General features: G+C 38.4%; 24 protein-coding genes, 1 other RNA gene and 1 riboswitch. Of the genes, 17 read left to right on the top strand and 8 right to left on the bottom strand.

The features are described 5' to 3' along the window. The first annotated feature begins 5 nt into the window (after positions 1-5). From rnr to ssrA, 3 genes are all read left to right on the top strand, one after another. The gene (gene rnr / locus IEU51_RS04315) at positions 6-2,306 is read left to right on the top strand and encodes a ribonuclease R (protein ID WP_186085253.1); all 2,301 of its coding nucleotides are present in this window, start codon (positions 6-8) and stop codon (positions 2,304-2,306) included. A 6-nt stretch (positions 2,307-2,312) separates the two neighbouring features. Then, positions 2,313-2,777, top strand: coding sequence for an SsrA-binding protein SmpB (gene smpB, locus IEU51_RS04310; protein WP_186085271.1), 465 nt, complete (start codon positions 2,313-2,315; stop codon positions 2,775-2,777). A 68-nt stretch (positions 2,778-2,845) separates the two neighbouring features. Further along, positions 2,846-3,199: a transfer-messenger RNA gene (ssrA, locus tag IEU51_RS04305) on the top strand. 76 nt (positions 3,200-3,275) lie between these two features. On the opposite strand, the gene IEU51_RS04300 is transcribed toward ssrA, so the two are convergent. The 3 genes from IEU51_RS04300 to IEU51_RS04290 are packed head-to-tail and all read right to left on the bottom strand — an operon-like array spanning position 3,276 to position 4,939. Next, positions 3,276-3,812: a hypothetical protein gene (locus IEU51_RS04300; protein WP_186085274.1), complete on the bottom strand. Its 537-nt coding sequence runs from the start codon at positions 3,810-3,812 to the stop codon at positions 3,276-3,278. Further along, entirely contained in the window at positions 3,812-4,369 is a 558-nt protein-coding gene (locus tag IEU51_RS04295) for a GNAT family N-acetyltransferase (RefSeq protein ID WP_186085277.1), read from the bottom strand. The genes IEU51_RS04300 and IEU51_RS04295 overlap by 1 nt, the downstream gene beginning before the upstream one ends. 15 nt (positions 4,370-4,384) lie before the next feature. Beyond that, positions 4,385-4,939 carry a GNAT family N-acetyltransferase gene (locus IEU51_RS04290; protein ID WP_186085280.1) on the bottom strand — a complete coding sequence of 185 codons (555 nt, stop codon included), beginning with the start codon at positions 4,937-4,939 and terminating at the stop codon, positions 4,385-4,387. Between the two features lie 210 nt (positions 4,940-5,149). On the opposite strand from IEU51_RS04290, the gene IEU51_RS04285 reads away from it, so the two are divergent. Next, entirely contained in the window at positions 5,150-5,350 is a 201-nt protein-coding gene (locus IEU51_RS04285; RefSeq protein WP_186085283.1) for a cold-shock protein, read from the top strand. A 58-nt stretch (positions 5,351-5,408) separates the two neighbouring features. Here IEU51_RS04285 and IEU51_RS04280 read toward each other — a convergent pair whose 3' ends face one another. From IEU51_RS04280 to IEU51_RS04270, 3 genes are all read right to left on the bottom strand, one after another. Next, positions 5,409-5,777: a YetF domain-containing protein gene (locus tag IEU51_RS04280; RefSeq protein WP_188349270.1), complete on the bottom strand. Its 369-nt coding sequence runs from the start codon at positions 5,775-5,777 to the stop codon at positions 5,409-5,411. 44 nt (positions 5,778-5,821) lie between these two features. Beyond that, on the bottom strand, positions 5,822-6,433 hold the full coding sequence (locus IEU51_RS04275; protein WP_186085289.1) for a hypothetical protein: 612 nt from the start codon (positions 6,431-6,433) through the stop codon (positions 5,822-5,824). 143 nt (positions 6,434-6,576) lie between these two features. After that, complete coding sequence (locus IEU51_RS04270) at positions 6,577-7,260, bottom strand: phosphoribosylaminoimidazolesuccinocarboxamide synthase (RefSeq protein WP_186085292.1); 684 nt, start codon at positions 7,258-7,260, stop codon at positions 6,577-6,579. 170 nt (positions 7,261-7,430) lie between these two features. On the opposite strand from IEU51_RS04270, the gene IEU51_RS04265 reads away from it, so the two are divergent. Further along, on the top strand, positions 7,431-8,201 hold the full coding sequence (locus tag IEU51_RS04265; RefSeq protein ID WP_186085295.1) for a VOC family protein: 771 nt from the start codon (positions 7,431-7,433) through the stop codon (positions 8,199-8,201). 392 nt (positions 8,202-8,593) lie between these two features. On the opposite strand, the gene IEU51_RS04260 is transcribed toward IEU51_RS04265, so the two are convergent. After that, positions 8,594-9,610, bottom strand: a complete 1,017-nt coding sequence (locus IEU51_RS04260; RefSeq protein ID WP_186085298.1) for an NAD(P)/FAD-dependent oxidoreductase — start codon at positions 9,608-9,610, stop codon at positions 8,594-8,596. Between the two features lie 93 nt (positions 9,611-9,703). Here IEU51_RS04260 and IEU51_RS04255 point away from each other — a divergent pair, with 93 nt between their 5' ends. From IEU51_RS04255 to IEU51_RS04240, 4 genes are read left to right on the top strand one after another with little or no spacing between them, the layout of a single operon-like run. Continuing rightward, positions 9,704-10,624, top strand: a complete 921-nt coding sequence (locus IEU51_RS04255) for an ABC transporter substrate-binding protein (RefSeq protein WP_186085301.1) — start codon at positions 9,704-9,706, stop codon at positions 10,622-10,624. A 19-nt stretch (positions 10,625-10,643) separates the two neighbouring features. Further along, complete coding sequence (locus IEU51_RS04250; protein WP_229713832.1) at positions 10,644-11,453, top strand: ABC transporter ATP-binding protein; 810 nt, start codon at positions 10,644-10,646, stop codon at positions 11,451-11,453. Then, positions 11,446-12,417 carry a FecCD family ABC transporter permease gene (locus tag IEU51_RS04245; protein WP_186085304.1) on the top strand — a complete coding sequence of 324 codons (972 nt, stop codon included), beginning with the start codon at positions 11,446-11,448 and terminating at the stop codon, positions 12,415-12,417. Before IEU51_RS04250 ends, IEU51_RS04245 begins: the two co-directional genes overlap by 8 nt. After that, entirely contained in the window at positions 12,410-13,405 is a 996-nt protein-coding gene (locus IEU51_RS04240; protein WP_186085307.1) for a FecCD family ABC transporter permease, read from the top strand. Before IEU51_RS04245 ends, IEU51_RS04240 begins: the two co-directional genes overlap by 8 nt. Before the next feature lie 292 nt (positions 13,406-13,697). Here the strand turns inward: IEU51_RS04240 and IEU51_RS04235 are convergent, their stop codons facing one another. Next, on the bottom strand, positions 13,698-14,237 hold the full coding sequence (locus tag IEU51_RS04235; protein ID WP_186085310.1) for a DUF4352 domain-containing protein: 540 nt from the start codon (positions 14,235-14,237) through the stop codon (positions 13,698-13,700). 78 nt (positions 14,238-14,315) lie between these two features. Here IEU51_RS04235 and aroD point away from each other — a divergent pair, with 78 nt between their 5' ends. The 8 genes from aroD to IEU51_RS04195 all read left to right on the top strand — a co-directional run bounded on the left by aroD (position 14,316) and on the right by IEU51_RS04195 (position 20,128). Then, complete coding sequence (gene aroD, locus IEU51_RS04230; RefSeq protein ID WP_186085312.1) at positions 14,316-15,005, top strand: type I 3-dehydroquinate dehydratase; 690 nt, start codon at positions 14,316-14,318, stop codon at positions 15,003-15,005. After that, the gene (locus IEU51_RS04225; RefSeq protein WP_186085315.1) at positions 15,002-15,358 is read left to right on the top strand and encodes a Spx/MgsR family RNA polymerase-binding regulatory protein; all 357 of its coding nucleotides are present in this window, start codon (positions 15,002-15,004) and stop codon (positions 15,356-15,358) included. The genes aroD and IEU51_RS04225 overlap by 4 nt, the downstream gene beginning before the upstream one ends. Positions 15,359-16,205: 847 nt before the next feature. Then, positions 16,206-16,586, top strand: a complete 381-nt coding sequence (gene gcvH, locus IEU51_RS04220; protein WP_186085318.1) for a glycine cleavage system protein GcvH — start codon at positions 16,206-16,208, stop codon at positions 16,584-16,586. Positions 16,587-16,636: 50 nt separating this feature from the next. Then, complete coding sequence (locus IEU51_RS04215; protein ID WP_186085321.1) at positions 16,637-16,948, top strand: thioredoxin family protein; 312 nt, start codon at positions 16,637-16,639, stop codon at positions 16,946-16,948. 39 nt (positions 16,949-16,987) lie between these two features. Further along, positions 16,988-17,086: riboswitch (SAM riboswitch) on the top strand. Positions 17,087-17,156: 70 nt separating this feature from the next. Beyond that, positions 17,157-18,176: a methionine ABC transporter ATP-binding protein gene (locus IEU51_RS04210; protein WP_186085339.1), complete on the top strand. Its 1,020-nt coding sequence runs from the start codon at positions 17,157-17,159 to the stop codon at positions 18,174-18,176. Continuing rightward, the gene (locus IEU51_RS04205; RefSeq protein WP_308808170.1) at positions 18,173-18,856 is read left to right on the top strand and encodes a methionine ABC transporter permease; all 684 of its coding nucleotides are present in this window, start codon (positions 18,173-18,175) and stop codon (positions 18,854-18,856) included. The genes IEU51_RS04210 and IEU51_RS04205 overlap by 4 nt, the downstream gene beginning before the upstream one ends. A 33-nt stretch (positions 18,857-18,889) precedes the next feature. Next, entirely contained in the window at positions 18,890-19,687 is a 798-nt protein-coding gene (locus IEU51_RS04200) for a MetQ/NlpA family ABC transporter substrate-binding protein (protein WP_186085342.1), read from the top strand. An 84-nt stretch (positions 19,688-19,771) separates the two neighbouring features. Continuing rightward, positions 19,772-20,128 (top strand): DUF4870 domain-containing protein, encoded by a 357-nt coding sequence (locus tag IEU51_RS04195; protein ID WP_229713830.1) that lies wholly within the window; start codon positions 19,772-19,774, stop codon positions 20,126-20,128. Positions 20,129-20,141: the final 13 nt, after the last annotated feature.

Here is a 20,141-nt window from a genome sequence, read left to right as displayed (position 1 = left end):
TTTTCATGAGAGATTTTAAAAGTGAAGTGTTAGAGATCATCGATCGTGATGATTACACACCCTTAACAATAGAAGAATTAACGAACGAACTCGACGCTCATGACTCAGATGATTTTAAAGCACTTGTAAAAACTTTAGTCTCTCTAGAAGAGTTGCGCGTTATTCGTAGAACAAAGAAAGACCGTTATATTAAAGAAACAGAAGCAAAGTATGCCAAAGGGACATTATCTATGCATAAACGTGGATTTGGATTCTTACGCGTCGAAGAAGAGGGGATGGACGATATTTTCATCCCACCAAGCGATGTGAATGGTGCCTTTGACGGAGATACTGTTCTTGTAGAACTGAAAGACGGTTCTAGAGGAGAAAGTTCTGAAGGTACTGTTGTAGAAATTCTACAGCATAATATCACACAACTGGTTGGACGATACGAAGGCAGCAAAGGTTTTGGTTTTGTTGTACCGGATAGTCAAACATTCAAGAAAGATATATTCATCTCTAAAAGCAATAACTTAGGTGCAGTATCTGGACATAAAGTACTTGTTGAAATTACAAAGTTTCCGGATAATGATGAAAATCCTGAAGGACACATCACAAGAATTTTAGGGCATGAGAATGACCCGGGTGTTGATATCCTTTCTATCGTAATTCAACATGGTATTAACATCGATTTCCCAACGGACGTTATGCATGAGATTGAATCCGTACCTGAAACAGTTCAAGAGGACGAGAAAAAGGGCAGAGTTGATTTACGTAATGACTTAACGATCACAATTGATGGGGAAGATGCGAAAGACTTAGATGATGCTGTAGCAGTTAAAAAACTAAAAAATGGAAACTACGAGTTAACCGTAAGCATTGCGGATGTATCACACTATGTTAAAGAAGGCTCACCACTCGACACAGAAGCTTATGACAGAGGAACGTCCGTTTATCTTGTAGATAGAGTAATTCCGATGCTTCCACATAAGTTATCTAATGGGATTTGTTCATTAAATCCAGATGTAGAAAGACTCGCAATGAGTTGTCGTATGGAAGTGGATCATGAAGGTAGAGTCGTTGACCATGAAATCTTTGAAAGTGTAATCAAGTCTGATTATAGAATGACATACACAGCGGTGAATAAGATTTTAGAAGATGACGACGAAGCCACAAAAAAAGAGTTTCATGAAATCACACCAATGATTTTAGAAGCAGGGGAACTTGCTAAGATTCTAAGACGTAAGAGAGAACTACGCGGTGCGATTGACTTTGATTTTAATGAAGCAAAAGTACTGGTTGATAAAGAAGGCTCCCCAGAAGATATCGTATTAAGAACACGAGGTGCAGGAGAGAAACTCATTGAAGAGTTTATGTTACTTGCAAACGAAACAGTTGCAGAAACATTCCATTGGATGGAACTCCCATTCATTTACCGTGTACATGAGGATCCAAAAGAAGATAGACTTCGTCAGTTCTTTGATTTCTTAACTGGATTTGGAATATTTGTTAAAGGAAAAGGGAATCAAATTCACCCACACGCACTTCAAGAAATCTTAGAACAAGTAAAAGATACACCAGAAGAAATGGTTATTTCTACACTGATGTTAAGATCGATGCAGCAAGCAAGATATTCTGAAGAATCACTTGGACACTTTGGTTTATCGACTGAATACTACACACACTTTACGTCACCAATCAGACGTTATCCAGACTTGATGGTACACAGACTGATTAGAACGTATATCATCAATAAAAATGTGCGTAAAGAGACTGTAGACCACTTCAAGAAAGAATTACCAGAAATTGCGAAGCACACATCAGAACGCGAACGTCGTGCAGTAGATGCTGAAAGAGACACAGTTGATCTTAAGAAAGCAGAATTCATGCAACAGCACATTGGTGAAACATTTGAAGGTGTCATCAGTGGTGTGATGAACTTTGGTATGTTTGTAGAATTACCAAACACAATTGAAGGACTGGTACATGTAAACAATCTTACAGATGATTTCTATAACTTCAATGAACGCATGATGGCAATGCTCGGAGAATCGACAGGTAAAGTGTTCAGAATTGGTGATACTGTAGAAATAGAAGTCAAAGATGTGAACTTAGATGAGAGACTCATCGACTTTAAAGTGGTAGGTATGTCAGAAAGTAAGCGTGACGAACAACGACGTAATAGAAAACCAGTTAACATCAAGGCAAAAACAAGAAGTCGTTCACATAGAGATAAGGTGAATGAATCAAGAGGTAAGAAGCCAAAGTCTAAAAAACCTTTCTACAAAGCAGCACCGAAAGGTAAAGGTAAAAAGAAAAGGAAGTAGAATCGTATGAAAAAACATCATAGTAAAGTACTCAGCCAGAATAGAAAAGCCAGTCATGATTACTCTATAGAAGATACGATTGAAGCGGGAATTGTTTTAAAAGGAACAGAAATTAAATCCATCCGTCGCGGCAGTGCAAACTTGCAAGACGCGTTCTGCCGTGACTTCCAAGGTGAGATGTATGTGTATAATATGCACGTCGCACCATATGAAGAAGGAAACAGATTTAACCATGATCCATTAAGGCCCCGTAAATTACTGCTTCATAAAAAAGAAATAGATAAGCTGATTGGATATCTTCACAATCCCGGTCATGCGTTAATTCCGTTAAGACTGTATATCAAGAACGGTGTATGTAAAGTGCTCATCGGACTTGCGAAAGGTAAGAAAAAGTATGACAAACGTGAAGACTTAAAACAAAAGCAAATGAAACGAGACATCGACCGTGCGTTAAAAGAACGTAACATGTAAAATTATTGAGAGAAAACAGAAAAAATGATATGATATTAAATGCGGTCGATTGACTCATTTAATAATTAGGGGACGTTCTGGATTCGACAGGGGTTGGTTGAGCATTTTAAGCGTGTCGGAGGTTTCGACTCCGTCATCAACGATAACAGTTATAATAACTGGCAAACAAAACAATTTAGTAGCTGCTTAATTCAGCTACATCATCTCTTATGTAATCCTACGGCATATTGAGATGATTCAAATTTAGTAGGATATGCATACTCTCTGCAGTCTGAAGGGTGTATGAAGAACTTAAGCAGACTAGCTTAAATTCAGGTTCGTTCGGTACCAGGATTTTTGCGAAATTTAAACTAGAACTACACACGTAGAAAGAAATGTGGCAAGACCCTTGGACGCGGGTTCGACTCCCGCCGTCTCCATACAAAAAACATCTAAACCATGAACTGACCCCCTAATTCCGGATACGAATTTAGGGGGTCAGTTCACTTTAATAAGTTATTACTTCTTTTTCTTTGGCCATATAAAATTTGAGAGTGTTATGATTAGATCTACTGCTAGAACGATCGTCCAGACGTTTATCACTCCATCTAACGCTTGTGTCTGCTCATTATTATGTACGAGTATTTTTATCAGATAAAGTAATCCAGTTCCTATTACGTACGCAATAATGTGTTTGATGAACGACTTTGCATATTGTTTTGCATAATCATATCCAAATACTTGCCCTGGCTTTTCTCCTTGCTTCATTACATAATATCTAAAACGGTCATCAAACCAGCGGATCATATCTCTACCAAACACAAGTGACACGGCAATATATACTGCAGCTATTGCATGCGGATATCCTGCTGTTGCTCCGTTCATCAAGTCAAACGTAGTCACTGTTAAAAGCACCAGATCAATCACTGGTGTCAATGCTAAAAATATAAATCCTAATTTTTCTTTTCTAAAAATATACCTAAAAACCAACCCGATGGCAATAACGACCCAAAAGGCGATTTCACAAAATACAATTAACCAAGCGATGTCACTCATTACTCACCTCTATACACCATTCTATTATACTCATGGCCATACAACTCAGTTTCTCCGTCTACTTTAAATCCAAGTTTTTCGTACAAACGTTGTGCACCGTAGTTATCTTTCTCACAAATGAGGCCCCACGTCGCATTCGTATCAGTTTCCAGCACATGTTTAAACAGTTTTGATGCAATGCCTTGTCCGCGATATTCACTAAACGTTGCCACGGATTCTATATAAATCTCACCGTCTCGTGCTTCTTTAACAGGTAAGGGTGTTCCGTAGGCTTTTATATCATCCGGCAAGTCTAACTTCTCCCAATTACGCTCAAATTCAAGTTCTCTATCCGCCGGATAACTCACTAAACATCCAGCAACTTCGCCGTCCACTTCATACACATAAACATGTTCATAGTAATCGCGATACTGCACGTCCACAATCGAACGCTCCATCGCACGAATCACTTTCTCTTTCGGCAACTCTTTTACCACCCGAAGTTCCATGTCATTCCAAATAATATAGATCAGCTCGGCAATTCTGTATTTATCCTCCGGTCTTGCTTTTCGAATCACGTAAATTCCCCTCTCTTACTTTACATACGTCATATGATAATACTCATGTCCGTATAAATGGACGTCCTCGTCTTTTTTAAACCCTAATTTCAGATAAAGACCTAAAGCTTTCTCGTTTTCTACTTCGCATATTAAGCCCCAAGGGCGCCCATCGTCACTTTCTAACAGGTACTTTAATAACTTCGTTGCAATGCCTTGCCCACGGTACTCACCAAACGTCGCAACGCTATCTATGTACATCTCATCGTCACGTGCTTCTTTCACCTCGAGTGGGGGACTGTAAGGATGGAACTTCTCATCAAATCCAAGTTTTTCCCACACACGCTTAAATCCGAACTCGGTATTTCCAGGATAACTCACGACACAACCTGCAACTGCGTCGTCTTGTTCATACACATGGATTGTACGCTCGGATGTCTGGAATTCCTCGTCCTCTAAACATGCTTCAATCGCACTTAGAATCGTTTCCTTGTCAAATTTCTCTATCATCTCAAGAGACATACCGTCCCAAATGATATAAACGAGCTCAGCAACTTTTCTGTTATCTTTCTGTTCTTTTTTACGAATCACACCAATCACTCCTTTTTCTCTAGTTCTATCGTAACAAATAATCGGAGTTAGATGAAATTGCTGGACAACTCATCGACATGCGTGTATACTAGTAATTAAGTAATAAAGAATCGTGAGTTTAAATGTTGTGTATTGTTTTTTGAATATCCTCAGTTTAGATAAATGAATTTGTTACAAATATTTGTGCAAATGCACACGGAGGTATTCAATATGAATAACGGTACAGTAAAATGGTTTAACTCAGAAAAAGGTTTTGGATTCATCGAAAGAACAGATGGAGACGATTTATTCGTTCACTTCTCTTCAATCGTTGGTGACGGATATAAGTCACTAGAAGAAGGCCAAACAGTAGAATTCGACATCACTGATGGACAACGTGGACCACAAGCGTCTAACGTTGTAGCTAGATAATAAGAATATCTATTAAAAATCCCTTTGCTCATTATGCGAGCAAAGGGATTTTTCTATGCTATTTATATTTAATGATGTGAATGCCTCGGTCGAATGACCAGTCTGCATAAAAGACGTCGTTAATTGTAGTAATCTGTCTTTTTTCAAGTTGCTTAAATAACCAATGCTCATCATGATTGATATGTTTAAGCGTATCTGTATTAATTTCATTATTCTTTATTAGTTCATATATTTGGTAATCATATTCTTTAAGCGGATAAGCAGTATTATATTTTTCAATTGAAAATCCGCCATCACTTTCAACATACATATTTTTTATTTCACTTATATCATAAATACTTTCTTCTAGTATTCCTCCAAATACAAGTAAATAAATAACGTCGCCTGCATTAAGTTGTGCGAGATTTCGCTTTCCGAGCAAACGCATAATTAATAAAATTATGATGAAACCTAAAGCGAGTTTTAGCGTGATTATAAATATATCCACACCTCATTTTTGGTGTTATTTTTTTTAATATCTTCTAAATCTTCCTTAATTTCTTCATACACTTCATCGACATTAGATGTCGATGGAATAAAATCTTCAAGATTCGGATCCGTTCGCTTTCCATGTAGCAGCATATCAAAAATAATTTTACCATTGTTCGGCTTACCATTAATAGTTGTCATCGGTACAGCATCAAATAACACATAAAAGAACAAGTAAAAAATAAACCGATCAAAAAACGTCGCGTAATCATCTAAATACCCATTTGCAAGTAATGCATTTAATATGAGTCCAACTGTGGTACTAAACACAATTGGACTCGCATATAGAAAGATATATGCAAATTTGCCTTCTCTTTTTAGTTGGTCAAATGAAAACCAACTATATAGGTGATAATTTCTTCTAAAGTCCAATTGACCAAATCCGATTAAATTTACTAAAAATAATTTTCGTCCTGAGCCAATCGTAACTCTTGGATTTTCAATTCCAATCATAGCACCTGCGACTAGATAAGAAAATTCTCTCATAAATGCAACAACAGGCAAAATAATAAAAGCGGAAATAATTAAGTAAAGTAAATCAGAAAGCCCAAACATCTGCTTACCCCCTAAAAGACATAGTATAAAAAATATACCCCTTATTTATTTTAAGAAACGTATATGTAATTCAGAGGTTAGCGAGGTTATAGTAGGAAATTTAGGCAAGAAAAAACTCGGAGAGCATGTGCTCTCCGAGTTCTTTATAATAAGTAATTTCCAATATCTAGGGGATGGATATTTTCATCCTCTTTAAAGACACGCATATTACCACCTGAGATTTCATCAATGAGTAAGATATCGTTCGTTTCTTTATCTCTACCGAACTCAAGTTTAATATCATAGAGTTCTAGGCCTTTATCTGCTAATTTTTCTTTCACAACGTCACTGATACGGACAGTGAGTGCTGCAATTGTGTTGTAGTCTTCTTCGTTAAGCAAGTCTAACGCTACTAGCGTTTCTTTTGAAGCTACTGGATCTTGTCGTTCGTCGTCTTTTAACGTGAATTCAACAATTGGAGTGTCTAGCTTAGTGCCATCTTCAATGTATTTACCATAGCGTTTGTAGTAGCTACCAGTCGCAACGTATCTGCAAATCACTTCTAGGCCGTCACCAAACGTTGTCACTTCGCGCACACGCATCTCATTCTTGTCGAAATCGCTAGAGATGAAGTGCGTTGGAACTTCTAATTTATTTAATAATTCGAAGAAGTACGTTGTCATTTTAAGTCCAGCAAGACCAGACCCTTCAACTGTGAGTCCAACTTGGTTTTCACCTGGGTCAAACACACCGTCTTTACCTGTCATGTCATCCTTAAAGAAGAGAACAATCTCTCCGTTAGTATCTCTATAAACGTCTTTTGTCTTACCTTTATAAATTTGTTCCATTGTATACTCCCCGCAAAATAAATTTATATATCTATCATACAAATAAAATGAGGTGTTGTCATTTCAAACTTAATTAAATCAGAGATTTTTTGATTTGAGCAAATCGTTAATAGAACGGTGTCGAACAATGTTAAAATACGGTAATCATATTAAGAAGGATAGGTATTCTAATGAATTTTCATAAAGACAATGCTCATGTAACAAATATCACATTAAACATTCAAGATTTGAATAAACAGAAAGATTTCTACATCAATGTGTTGGGTATGAAGTTGATAGAAGAAAGTGATTCAGGTTTCGTTGCTGGTTTTGATGGTAGCACGCACACATTCACTTTTGAAGTATTAGAAAACGGTAGAGTAGCGGCTCAAAGTGAAGCTGGTTTATTCCACATCGCGATCTTACTTCCAACTCGTGCGGATCTTGGTCGTTTTATCAAATATATGTTTGGTAGACAGATTCCTCTATCAGGTGGAGATCACTTAGTGAGTGAAGCGACGTATCTTGTTGACCCTGAAGGTAACGGTATTGAAGTATATGTGGATAGAGATCCAGATACATGGACTTGGTCTAACGGACAAGTGGCAATGGACACTCTAGCTTTAGACTTTGCTGGAATTGTTGAATCAAGTGGGAATACAGAGTGGGCAGGTATGCCAGAAGGTACGATGATCGGTCACTTACACCTGAAAGGTGGCGAATCGATTAATCCAGAATTCTACGGTAAATATGGATTTGAAATTGCGACTAAAGTCATGAGCGCATATTTCATGGGCTCAAATAAATATCACCACCACATTGCGGTGAACCAGTGGCAGAGTAACAAAGCAAGAATCGATCCAGCGCACACATACGGCTTAAAATCATTTAACATATCAGTGCCAGACGCTAAGAGCGAAACAGTAGAAACACCAGAAGGAATTGAAATGATTGTAAACTAGAGAATAAAAGATAAACCGTGTGTTTATCGATTGAAATAATTTGAAAAACAAGATAGGTACCCCTCAAGGCTGTATTAAACAGCTTGAGGGGTATTTTATTTTAAAATTAGGCAGTTTTCATCTCTAGTTTAGAAACAAATCGTTTTTATTTCAAAAGTAGAGCGTCTAAGTCTTCTAGTTTAGAAACAAAACAGTTTTATTTCAAAAGTAGAGCGTCTAAGTCATCTAGTTTAGAAACAAATCAGTTTTATTTCAAAAGTAGAGCTGCCAAGTCACCTAGTTTAAAAACAAATCCTATTCACAATGAAAAAAACAAGAGACGTCTCTTTTAAGAGGTATCCCTTGTTTATTATGATTCAAAATCAGACTGTGATTCTCTAACTTTATTTATATTATTCTAAATTACGTCTTACTTCTTTATTTAATTCATCGAATTTTTCGTTGTGGCTAGAGACTGTTGCATAATCTCGTTCTTCTTTATCGATATAATATTTCGCAAAATTCACCGCTTCACTTGCCTCAGGATATCCCGTCGCAATCAGGTGTACACGGTTGTCATAGTGGACTTGGTCGCCGATTGCATATAGTCCATCCACACCTGTTTTCACTCGGTCTTCTGTCAATATTTGGTTATGCTCGTTCATTTTAACATCAGTTTTTAATGATTCTAATAAGGCACTGTCTGACTTGTATCCATGGTTTACAAAAACAATATCGACATCAATTTCTTCGCCACCAGATAAAACCACGCGGTCAATTAATGTGCCGTCTTGATTTGAACGGAGTTCTTCTATCGTGCGTTGCTTAATAATACGGACGTGTTTTGTCTCTAAGTCTTTGATTGTCGCCTCGTATCCTTTGAGTTCATCTTTTCTACACACGAGCGTCACGTTTGCAATACCGTCCGCAAGATGTGCGGCCCAGTCGAGTGCGGAATTTCCTCCACCCGAGATTAACACATGCTTATCTTTATAGTGTTTGGTTTCTTCGATGTAGTAGTGCAAATTCTCATACTCAAAGTCTTCAGTCTCTTTTAAATCAAGTTTAACCGGACTAAAGACACCGACGCCAGTCGCTAAAATTACCGTCTTCGCGTAATGTGTGTCCTTTGTTGTCTCTACTTTAAACACGTCTCTTTCTTTATTTACACTGATCACTGATTCATTCAAATGAACGGTCGGGTCAAATGTGAGTCCTTGTTTCACCATGGACTCGCGAATGTTTGCCGCAGTATTGGCCTCGACGCCACCGATATCCCATACGATCTTATCTAAATAAAATTTAAGCTTTCCTCCGAGTCGGTCTTGGTGCTCTATAATCGTTACGTCTAACCCTCGTAATCCTGCATAAAATGCTGCGAATAGTCCCGACGGTCCCCCGCCTACGATCAGACAATCCGTTTTGTTCATATTTTTGCCCCATTTCTATTGTACATTTACCATTATTCATATTATAATCTAATTGAGAATGGTTATCAATTAGATATAAAAAGGGGAAACATAATGAAGCGTATTTTATTTTTACTCAGTTTAATTTTTGTCGTGGCACTCGCGGCATGTTCTGGAGGAGACAACAAAGAAAACACAGCAAAGGACGAAACACCTGAAACTGTAAAATATACCACTGACGATGGTGAGGAAGTGGATATTCCGAAAGAGCCAAAGCGTATTGTTGTGATGGGTTCTGGTTATTTCGGTAACTTGAAACAACTTGACGCAAATATTGTTGGTGTCCATAATTTAGTTCAAGATTCAGAAATTCTGAGTAAAGAAGTTGGAGATATTGAATTAATCGAAGAAGGAAATATTGAACAGGTCTTAAATTTAGATCCTGATTTAATTATCACTTATAATACAGATGAGAATATTCATGAGTTAAAAGAAGTAGCCCCTACAATTGGGTTTGATTATGCAAAGTGGAATTATTTAGATGTTCATAAAGAACTTGGTAAGATTGTTGGTAAAGAAGACGAAGCAAACAAGTGGGTCGCAGATTTCGAAGCAAAACTGGCTGAAGATAAAAAGACAGTCCAAGACAAACTCGGCACAGATACAAGCGTTTCTGTAGCAGAAGGATTTTCTAAAGATATTTATGTCTATGGTACAAACTGGGGCCGTGGAACAGAGATTATTTACCAAGGGTTAGAAATGAAAGTGCCTGAAACAATCGAAAAAGATGTTGTTGAATCAGGTTGGAAAAAGATTTCAGCTGAAGAAGTGGCAAAGTATTCTGGAGATTTCATCTTTTTAGGTGACGGAGATCCAACAACAAACAATGCAATCGAATCAACGAGTGTGTGGAAAAACTTAGACGCAGTGAAAAATGACCGTGTCGTAGAGTTTGATTCGAGCACATTCTGGTTTAACGATCCACTATCACTCGAATATCAACTTGAATTTATTGTAGAGCAATTAACGAAATAAACATTTGGAAGTGGTTTTTGTGAGCAAAGTAGAACTAAAAAATATCGTATATGAAGTAGGGAACACGAGAATCCTAAAAGATATCGACATGAAAATCTTGGGCGGACAGGTGACGACAATTATCGGTCCAAACGGTTGTGGTAAATCTACGTTGCTTAAATCAATCGTAAAACTTTTACCATATAAAGGTGAGGTTTATATTGATGACATCAAAATCCGCGATTTAAAATCGAAGCAGATGGCGAAGATGGTCGGGATTTTATCTCAAAAAAATAGATTACAGTATGACGTGCGCGTGATTGACCTGTTAACTTACAGTCGCTATGCACACTTAAAACGGTTTGAAGGATTAAAACAAAGAGACATTGATATGATTGACTGGGCGTTAAAAGAGACGGGCGCTATTCATTTCAAAGACCGAATGATGAGCGAATTGTCTGGTGGACAACAACAACGTGTATGGATTAGTTTCCTTCTCGCACAAGGGACGGACACGTTATTACTCGATGAACCGACGACATACCTAGACATTCATCATCAGCTTGAAACACTGAATATCGTGCATGAGTTAAACCGTAAGACGGGTCAGACCGTAGTCATGGTCCTACATGATTTAAACCAAGCGATTCGTTATTCAGATCAAATCATCGTCATGCAAGAAGGCGAAATTGTGACATTCGGTAAGCCAGAAGACGTGCTGACGAACGACGTATTAAATAATGTATTTAACATTGATGGTCGAATCGAGTTTGATGCAATCACAGGACGACCGTATCTTGCAGCTTACGACTTATTCTGTAACACAATAAAGGATATTCACAATGAATAGAACATATATTTTAGCGAGTGCTCTTTTTATAGGGGTGCTCGCCTCATTCTTTTTAGCCATGATGATTGGAGTAGAACATTATTCCTTTCAGACAGTTTTAAACAGTTTAATGCACCCAGGTGCCGATGATACGGTGACTCAAACATTGATGGAGATTCGCTTACCACGTGTTTTAGTCGCGTTTCTCGTAGGTATGATGATCAGTGTTGCAGGGTTAATTATGCAAACGGTGACGCATAATGATTTAAGTGAACCGAGTATTTTGGGAATAAACGCTGGGGCTAACCTCATGATAGTTCTCGTTGTTGTGCTTGTACCAACAATTACGTTTGTCGGACTTGTCATCAGTGGGTTTATGGGTGGTGCGTTAGTTGGCATATTCATATTAATGATGACACGTTATAATTCACCAGTGAAACTCGTTTTAGCAGGTGCGGGGATTTCTTTATTACTACTCGCGTTAACGAATTTTATTGTCATCGCAAATGGACTCGGACAGTTCGCGATGTTCTTCACCTCTGGTGGTGCAGCGGGTCAGACATTGTCGAATGTTTTGATGGTGACGCCGGTGGCGATTGTGTTAATCCTCATATTAATTTTGATGTCACGAGAACTTGACGTACTTCTATTATCCGATGACGTTGCGCATTCTATAGGACAGAATCAGCGCATCTATAAATTCGTGAGTTTGTTTATTGCGATTATGCTTGCAGCGATTTCAGTCGCACTCGTAGGTAATATTATTTTCTTAGGTATGCTTGTGCCTCATATTGTTAAGATGATTGTCGGGCACTTGCATAAAAAAGCACTCATTTTTACAGCAATTTTAGGTGGCGTATTCTTCGTTTTAGCAGATATGTTTGCAAGAATGTTTAGCGAAATGCCAGTTAATGCTGTTATCGCAATGATTGGTCTCCCGTTCTTTATCTACATCATTAGAAGAAGGGGGCATACGTATGCGTAACAGTGTAAAAATTTTAATATTAGTCGCACTAATTGTCGTGACAATTGTGTTCACGTTAACGACAGGTACGTTTAAGATGTCACTCACAGATATTTGGGCATTAGTGACAGGGCAAGCATCTAGCAAAATAGAGCTCGTATTTTATAAATTTAGAATGCCGAGACTCATCATCACACTCGTCTGTGGAGCAGCGCTTGCGTTATCTGGACTCATTTTGCAAGTCGTTTCGAAAAACCCATTATCAGATCCAGGGATTATCGGAGTGAACGCAGGTAGCGGATTTGGTGTTGTATTATTTATTGCTTTTGTTGCTGGAAGTAGTGGTGTGAACCACTTATACACTTTGCCTCTTATGAGTTTTGTTGGAGGATTACTCACTGTTTTACTCGTGTTCACATTGTCATTTGTTGGTGGTAAATTCTCGAGCAACACGTTTATTTTGATTGGAATCGCGACCGCATTAGGTGTCACAGGATTTGTGTATGTATTTACATCGATGTTTGATGACACGCAAATGGACATGTTAAATCGATTCTTTGCGGGGAATATTTGGGGTGATTCATGGCAATTTGTCATCGTGACGATTCCATATATCGTAATTATCATGGTCATTACATTATTTAGAGTGCGCGAGATGTCGATGATGTCGCTCGATGATGACATGCTAGAGACGCTCGGTATGAATGTCACACGTGAAAAGATTATCTTAATTGTTTTAGCGGCACTATTATCGAGTATCAGCGTGAGCGTTGCGGGTTCGATATCGTTTATTGGACTGATCGCACCACACATTGCAAGAATGTTATTTAAAGTAGATATGAAAATCATATTTGTGGGTACATTATTAATAGGTGCGTTTCTATTAAGTTTCGCGGATCTCATCGGTAAGACAGTGGCAGAGCCACTTATTATCCCAGTTGGGATTGTTGTGTCACTTATAGGTGGACCGTACTTCTTGTACTTATTATTTAGAGGAAAAACGATATAAAAAGGAGGGGTAGAGATGATTTTACAGGTAAAGCCACAAGTCAACTCGCCCCTTTTCCTATTATAATTTCACAGGACTTAGGCACTACAAACAAAAGTTCAAAGCTATGTGGGAAGAGCGTTTCCTAGTTTATAAAAAATATAGCTCAGTATGATGCGTTTGTTTAGAGTCATCATTGCGATAAAAAAAGCATAAAATTATGTTTTGATATTAATTTTGTGGGGTAGTATATAAGTACTAAACGTAATTCATGAAAAAAGAGGCGCGTATCCAGATGGATGCGCGTCTCTTTTTATTCGGGGAACACATTGAATAATGTGTGTTCATCTTCAGTATTTAATAACGGTTCAAATTTTGCTGTGATTTTTTCTGGCTGACCATTAAATGCGTAATAGATATCTCCAGTGACCGATTCCCCCTGATTCACATCTTGTAGTAATGTTCCTTCCATGTCGTAATAGGTCGCTTCCGTCTCGTCATTCACAGTGATGGTGATGTCGCGACCAGCAGGGAAAACCACAGCCGAATTATTTTTATAGGTCACACTAAGTTTAATGACGTATTCAAATGTCTCAAAATGATCCGGGATTCTCTCTTTTGTAAATTCAGCGTCATGGATGGTCAATTCAATATCATCAATTTCAGCAGACTCTCCGAACTGAAGGCGGTCATCTTCAGGTACTTCCTCTTCTGGAAGCGTTTCTGTTTTCACCTCTTCTGTAGGCTCGGGCGCTGGTATCTCGGACTTTTGCGTGTTTTTATCTTCAGAAGAATCTATGGTACATGCTGTTAAAAATAGGGTAAGAATAAATAGTGAAAGAAGTCGTTTCATATCCATTGCTCCATTCGTTTATATGTCAGTTTTATGGTATCATTTTTAAATAATAGCAACAATTAAGGGCGGTAGATTATGACAGAAATTATTTTGACTTTAGAGAGTGGCACGCTTTCTAGATTACAAGATGAAATTATGGAGATGCGCAGTGTACGGGATAGTTTCGATATCATCGAGGTGCGCGGCGATTATTTTAAAGACGTGAACACATTGGTGCGCGCGATTGCTATGATTCGTGACTCAATTGATAAGCCGGTTCTTTACACGTATCGCACTGAAAAAGAGGGTGGCCAAGGTGCCTTGCTTGGTGAAGATTACCTATATCATCTAGCGACGATTCAAAAGTCGATTCCTGTGGATTACATTGATGTGGAAATCTTGCAAGTGAGTGATCCGACAATTGTTGAACAACTGAAGCGCTACTCTAAGGTGATTTTGAGTCATCATGATTTTAACGGGACACCAAGCGACGCAGTGATGACAGGCATAATAGATGAAATGACTGCCGCTAAGGGTGACTTTTATAAAATTGCTTACATGCCACAAACGCCAGAAGATGTGGAGAGAGTCGTGGCTGTGCTCGAACAATCTAAAGAAAAATTTGGAGATATCGTGACTGCGATTTCGATGGGCGAGCTTGGTACAAAGACGAGAACAAGTGTGGAGTTTCCGTCGAGATTTACGTACGGAACTTTAAATGAACCACAAGCACCAGGTCAAGTGAATGTAGCAAAATTAAGAGAAATATATGGAGGAACAAAATGATTACTGTATATGAATATCCAAAATGCACGACATGCAGAAAAACAAAGAAATTTTTAGAAGAAGCGGGAGTAGAATTTGAAGCGGTGGACATGGTGACAACACCACCATCAGTGGAAGTGCTCGATGGTCTAGTAAAACAGAGTGGACGCAATGTCGACGAGTTTTTCAACTCACGTGGAAATGCGTTCAAAGAGCTGAATTTAAAAGAAGCACTTGGTGACTTAACGTATGACGAAAAACTCGATCTATTATCAAAAGACGGTATGCTCATCAAGCGTCCGATGGTCGACTACGAAGCAGGTGTGTTTCTAGGATTCAAAGAGGACGAGTATAAAGAAAAATTACAGTTGTAGGGTGAAGTCTGTGCCGCGTTTATTCACTAAAAGATAAAAACTTGATTTAATGAAGAAATACTGACAACCAGGCTATAAAACTCTCATGGTTGCCAGTATTGCAAGTTATTTTTGACAACAAGACTTAAAAACACACGCGGTTGTCTGAATAGAGAGTTGAATTGGACAACTGTGCGCTGAAAAACCTGTGGTTGTCCAAATAGAGAGTTGTATTGGACAACCATGCGCAGAAAAACCTGTGGTTGTCCAAATAGAGAGTTGAATTGGACAACCATGCACCGAAATTCCTGCGGTTGTCCAAATAGAGAGTTGAATCGGACAACCATGCACCGAAAAACCTGCGGTTGTCCAAATAGAGTGCTGAATTGGACAACCATGCACCGAAAAACTTGTGGTTGTCCAAATAGAGAGTTGAATCGGACAACCATGCGCCGAAAAACCTGTGGTTGTCCGAATGAAGAGATGAATCGGACACCTAATGATGCACACTCATGCGATTGTCAGAATCTAGCAACTGGACTCAATAAAAACAAGCATCTACCGCACGGAACCGGGCTGATGTGATAAAACCACAACTGGTCTTGCACTATCGTGCATCTCTGCTACACTTTGTGGGAAGTAAAAGACAGTTCAATATAGAGGCGCACTCGTGCAAAGTCATCTCAGAAAAAGAGACAAAACTAGTCTTGTTCCACCTAAACTTGAGCTGTGCTCACGTGGGTTTCCGTGTTTTTATCTTAAAAAGTAAGTGTTTTCTTGAAATTTACTAGATTAACTATTATATATATTGTTTTAAATGGTTTTTTATGACACAATTAAGGTATTAACTTATAGGGGGTTTTTATTAATGGCATCACCAGAGAACTTAAAATATTCTGAAGATCATGAATGGGTAAAATCTGAAGGTAATACGGTTACACTTGGAATTACTGAGTTTGCTCAGTCTGAACTTGGCGACATCGTATTCGTAGAACTTCCTGAAGAAGGCGATGAAATCACAAAAGGCGATTCTTTCGGTTCTGTTGAGTCTGTTAAAACAGTTTCAGAATTATATGCTCCAGTATCAGGTACTGTAGTAGAAGTAAACGAAGAGCTTGAAGACAGCCCTGAACTTGTAAACGAATCTCCATACGAAGGTGCATGGATGATTAAAGTTGAACTATCAGATGAATCTGAAGTTGAAACTTTAATGGATGCTGCAGCTTACGATGAAATGACAAACGCTTAATTTTACAACTCTAGACACGGGTCTAGAGTTTTTTCTTTTAGAGGGTTATTATGAAAAAACAAATTTCACAAAGTGAACTAACTGAATATATAAATCAATCTGGTTTACATGTCGTTTACGGTTATACACCGATCTGTGCAACGTGTGCGCTCGCCGAACGCTTCCTTGATATTGCCATGGAAGTTGCGCCTCGTGACTTAATCAAAGTAGATCTAAATTATCACGAAAACTTCATTGAAACGTATCAAATAAAAAGCGTGCCGACACTCATGGCTTTTAAAGATGGTGAGCTGGTCAAAACACTTTATCGTTTTGAAAGTGTCACGAACTTGGTTGAATTTTTAAAAAATATTGACGATTAATAAAATGAGTGTTAAGATATATCTCAATTAAATAAATAACTCTTATCAAGAGTGGTGGAGGGAAGTGCCCTGTGAAACCACGGCAACCGTCTGAATAGACAAGGTGCCAAATCACTGAATTCAATTCGAAGATGAGAGGCGAACGTATTTGCCTACTCATATCAATGGAGTAGGCTTTTTATTTTATAAAAATTAGGATGAGATAAAAGTGATCGATATAAAAAATGTCAGTAAAATATTTAGAACTAAATCACAGACAATTGAAGCGGTCAAAGATGTTTCGCTAGAAATCAATAAAGGTGAAATTTTTGGGATCATCGGATATTCCGGTGCAGGTAAATCGACGCTCATTCGTTTATTAAACGGACTCGAACTTCCAACTGAAGGTGAAATCATTGTTGGAGATGCATCCATTGGAGCACTCGATAAAAAAGACTTACGCAAAAAGCGCCAGAAAGTATCCATGATCTTCCAACACTTCAATTTACTTTGGTCACGTACAGTGATTGAAAACATCATGCTACCACTCGAAATCGCAGGTGTAAAAAAAGAGGAACGCGAACGTCGTGCTCGTGAACTCATCGACCTTGTTGGACTCACAGGACGCGAGAAAAACTATCCGAGCGAACTGTCTGGTGGACAAAAGCAGCGTGTTGGTATCGCACGTGCGTTATCTAATGAACCAGAGGTTTTGCTCTGTGACGAAGCGACAAGCGCACTAGATCCAGAGACAACGGAAGAAGTGTTGAACTTACTTTTAAAAATTCGTGAGGAACTCGGACTTACCATTGTGTTAATCACACATGAAATGGAAGTCATCCGTAAGATTTGTGATCGTGCTGCAGTTATGGAAAACGGTCGCGTCGTAGAAGTAGGGCCAGTCATCAAATTGTTCCAAGCACCAGAACACGACGTAACAAAACGCTTTGTTCGCGACGATTTAGATGATGAAGAAACAGAAATCCAAATCGAGAGCATCAAAGAAACATTCCCTACAGCGACGATTCTAAAACTCGGATTTGTCGGAACAAAAGCACGTGCACCAATCGTATCGATGCTCGTGAAGAAATACGGACTTGATGTGAACATCTTATCTGGAAACATCAAGAATACAAACGACGAGTCGTATGGTCATTTATACATTGCGGTCGACATTACAAGCGACACGCTAGAACAAATCACGAATGACCTTAATGCTGAAAGTGTGAATGTGGAGGTGGCACAATGATTGAGACGTTAAAAGAAATGTTTAGTTTCGAACACGTAAAGCTTGATGCGGTACTTGAAGCAACGTATGAAACACTCATCATGACAGGTGTCGCGACGCTTTTCGCTTTCATTATTGGACTTGTTCTCGGGCTGATCTTGTTTTTATCTTCAAGAAAAAGAGGGGCAGTCTCAACACCTGTTTACGGCGCGACTTCATTCGTCGTGAACTTATTCCGTGCAATTCCGTTCATCATTCTTATCATCTTACTCATGCCGTTCACGAAAGTGTTGATGGGTACAATCATGGGAGTATGGGGTGCGATGCCGGCCTTAATCATTGGGAGTGCGCCGTTCTACGCTCGACTTGCTGAAATTGCATTGAAAGAAATCGACAAAGGGGTCATTGAAGCCGCTGAGTCAATGGGAGCTAGCACATGGGAACTCGTTTACAAAGTGCTCATCCCAGAATCACTTCCAGCACTCGTGTCTGGAATTACAGTGACGTCAATCATGCTCGTTGGATCTACTGCGATCGCAGGGGTTATCGGAGCAGGTGGACTCGGGTCACTCGCATATATGGTCGGATTTACTCGAAGTCAACCAGACGTAACGTTAGTTGCTACTGTTGTGATATTAATTATCGTTTTTGCGATTCAAATCATTGGCGACAGAGTTGCCAAAGCAATCGACAAACGATAACAATATAAAAATATTTTTTAAGGAGATACAGACATGAAGAGAATATTATTCTTACTTACTTTTGTTTCAGTTCTTGTTCTTGCTGCTTGTGGCAATAAAGAAGAAGAATTAACAGTTGTTGCTACACCAGTTCCACACGCTGAAATCTTAGAAGAGGCAAAACCACTTCTTGAAGAGCGTGGTATTAATCTTAACGTTAAAGTTGTAAACGACTATGTTACGCCAAACAAATTACTTGAATCTGAAGATGCAGATGCAACATTTTTTGCACATATCCCATTCTTCAATAATTCAGTAGAAAACGAAGGATTCGATTTTGTTAACCTTGGTGCCGTTCATTTAGAACCAATCGGTGCATATTCAAATGACTACGATTCATTAGAAGAATTACCAGAAGGCGCAAAAATTTTCTTATCAAATAACGTTGCAGACGAAGGCCGTGTCCTTAAATTCTTTACAGACCTTGACTTAATTACACTTAAAGAAGGTACAAATGAACAAACTGCACGTGTAGAAGATATTGAAGAAAATCCACATAACTTTGACTTTGATAACACAACAGCACCTGAAATCATGGCAAAAGCTTACGAAAATAATGAAGCAGATGTATTTTTCATTAACGCAAACTTTGCTATTGATGCAGGTATTCGTCCAGCGGAAGAAGCAATCGAACTAGAAAGTGCAGACTCAGATTACGTGAATATCGTTATCGCACGTTCTGCTGATAAAGACAATGAACAACTGAATGCACTTGTAGAAGTTTTACAAGATGAAGAAATCAAAAAATTCATTGAAGACAACTATGACGGAGCAGTAATTCCTGCAGAATAAAAGTGTAAAATTTTTATAAAAATCATGGTTAACTTGCCTCTATACAGGGTATAATGTATGTAGCATAATATTGGAGGCATGGTCATGGATTACGAAAAAGAAGAATTTGAACCCGTTAATCACTCACGTTTTGATAACCAAATAGTAATGATTTCATATCTTTCGACTTTAGTAACCACTTTTATTATTCCGGTAATTTTATGGGTAATGAAAAAAGATGAAGACAGAGAAACAGGCGAAGCGCTAGCTGACGTATTGAACTTCTCAATTTCGTACACGATTTACCTATTTGTTTCAGGAATACTAACTGTTGTTTTAATTGGTTTTATAACAACTCCAATTATTGGACTATTGATGATCATCTTCTCTATCATCGGAGCAGTGAAATCTTACAATGGTGAACGATATGTTGCACCACTAACAATTAAGTTTCTTAAATAGTGTGTAAGCCCAA

It is taken from the genome of Phocicoccus schoeneichii (genome assembly GCF_014635565.1).
In the GTDB taxonomy this organism is placed as follows: Bacteria; Bacillota; Bacilli; order Staphylococcales; family Salinicoccaceae; genus Phocicoccus; species Phocicoccus schoeneichii.
Note: the sequence above shows the minus strand (reverse complement) of the source record. Positions and strands in the feature narration are given on the sequence as shown.

Bases quoted from the DNA above. Each gene is read 5' to 3' on its own strand.
- rnr (WP_186085253.1), top strand. From the start codon at position 6: ATGAGAGATTTTAAAAGTGAAGTGTTAGAGATCATCGATCGTGATGAT.
- smpB (WP_186085271.1), top strand. From the start codon at position 2,313: ATGAAAAAACATCATAGTAAAGTACTCAGCCAGAATAGAAAAGCCAGT.
- IEU51_RS04300 (WP_186085274.1), bottom strand. From the start codon at position 3,812: ATGAGTGACATCGCTTGGTTAATTGTATTTTGTGAAATCGCCTTTTGG.
- IEU51_RS04285 (WP_186085283.1), top strand. From the start codon at position 5,150: ATGAATAACGGTACAGTAAAATGGTTTAACTCAGAAAAAGGTTTTGGA.
- IEU51_RS04280 (WP_188349270.1), bottom strand. From the start codon at position 5,777: ATGCGTTTGCTCGGAAAGCGAAATCTCGCACAACTTAATGCAGGCGAC.
- IEU51_RS04275 (WP_186085289.1), bottom strand. From the start codon at position 6,433: ATGTTTGGGCTTTCTGATTTACTTTACTTAATTATTTCCGCTTTTATT.
- IEU51_RS04270 (WP_186085292.1), bottom strand. From the start codon at position 7,260: ATGGAACAAATTTATAAAGGTAAGACAAAAGACGTTTATAGAGATACT.
- IEU51_RS04265 (WP_186085295.1), top strand. From the start codon at position 7,431: ATGAATTTTCATAAAGACAATGCTCATGTAACAAATATCACATTAAAC.
- IEU51_RS04260 (WP_186085298.1), bottom strand. From the start codon at position 9,610: ATGAACAAAACGGATTGTCTGATCGTAGGCGGGGGACCGTCGGGACTA.
- IEU51_RS04255 (WP_186085301.1), top strand. From the start codon at position 9,704: ATGAAGCGTATTTTATTTTTACTCAGTTTAATTTTTGTCGTGGCACTC.
- IEU51_RS04245 (WP_186085304.1), top strand. From the start codon at position 11,446: ATGAATAGAACATATATTTTAGCGAGTGCTCTTTTTATAGGGGTGCTC.
- IEU51_RS04240 (WP_186085307.1), top strand. From the start codon at position 12,410: ATGCGTAACAGTGTAAAAATTTTAATATTAGTCGCACTAATTGTCGTG.
- IEU51_RS04235 (WP_186085310.1), bottom strand. From the start codon at position 14,237: ATGAAACGACTTCTTTCACTATTTATTCTTACCCTATTTTTAACAGCA.
- aroD (WP_186085312.1), top strand. From the start codon at position 14,316: ATGACAGAAATTATTTTGACTTTAGAGAGTGGCACGCTTTCTAGATTA.
- IEU51_RS04225 (WP_186085315.1), top strand. From the start codon at position 15,002: ATGATTACTGTATATGAATATCCAAAATGCACGACATGCAGAAAAACA.
- gcvH (WP_186085318.1), top strand. From the start codon at position 16,206: ATGGCATCACCAGAGAACTTAAAATATTCTGAAGATCATGAATGGGTA.
- IEU51_RS04215 (WP_186085321.1), top strand. From the start codon at position 16,637: ATGAAAAAACAAATTTCACAAAGTGAACTAACTGAATATATAAATCAA.
- IEU51_RS04205 (WP_308808170.1), top strand. From the start codon at position 18,173: ATGATTGAGACGTTAAAAGAAATGTTTAGTTTCGAACACGTAAAGCTT.
- IEU51_RS04200 (WP_186085342.1), top strand. From the start codon at position 18,890: ATGAAGAGAATATTATTCTTACTTACTTTTGTTTCAGTTCTTGTTCTT.
- IEU51_RS04195 (WP_229713830.1), top strand. From the start codon at position 19,772: ATGGATTACGAAAAAGAAGAATTTGAACCCGTTAATCACTCACGTTTT.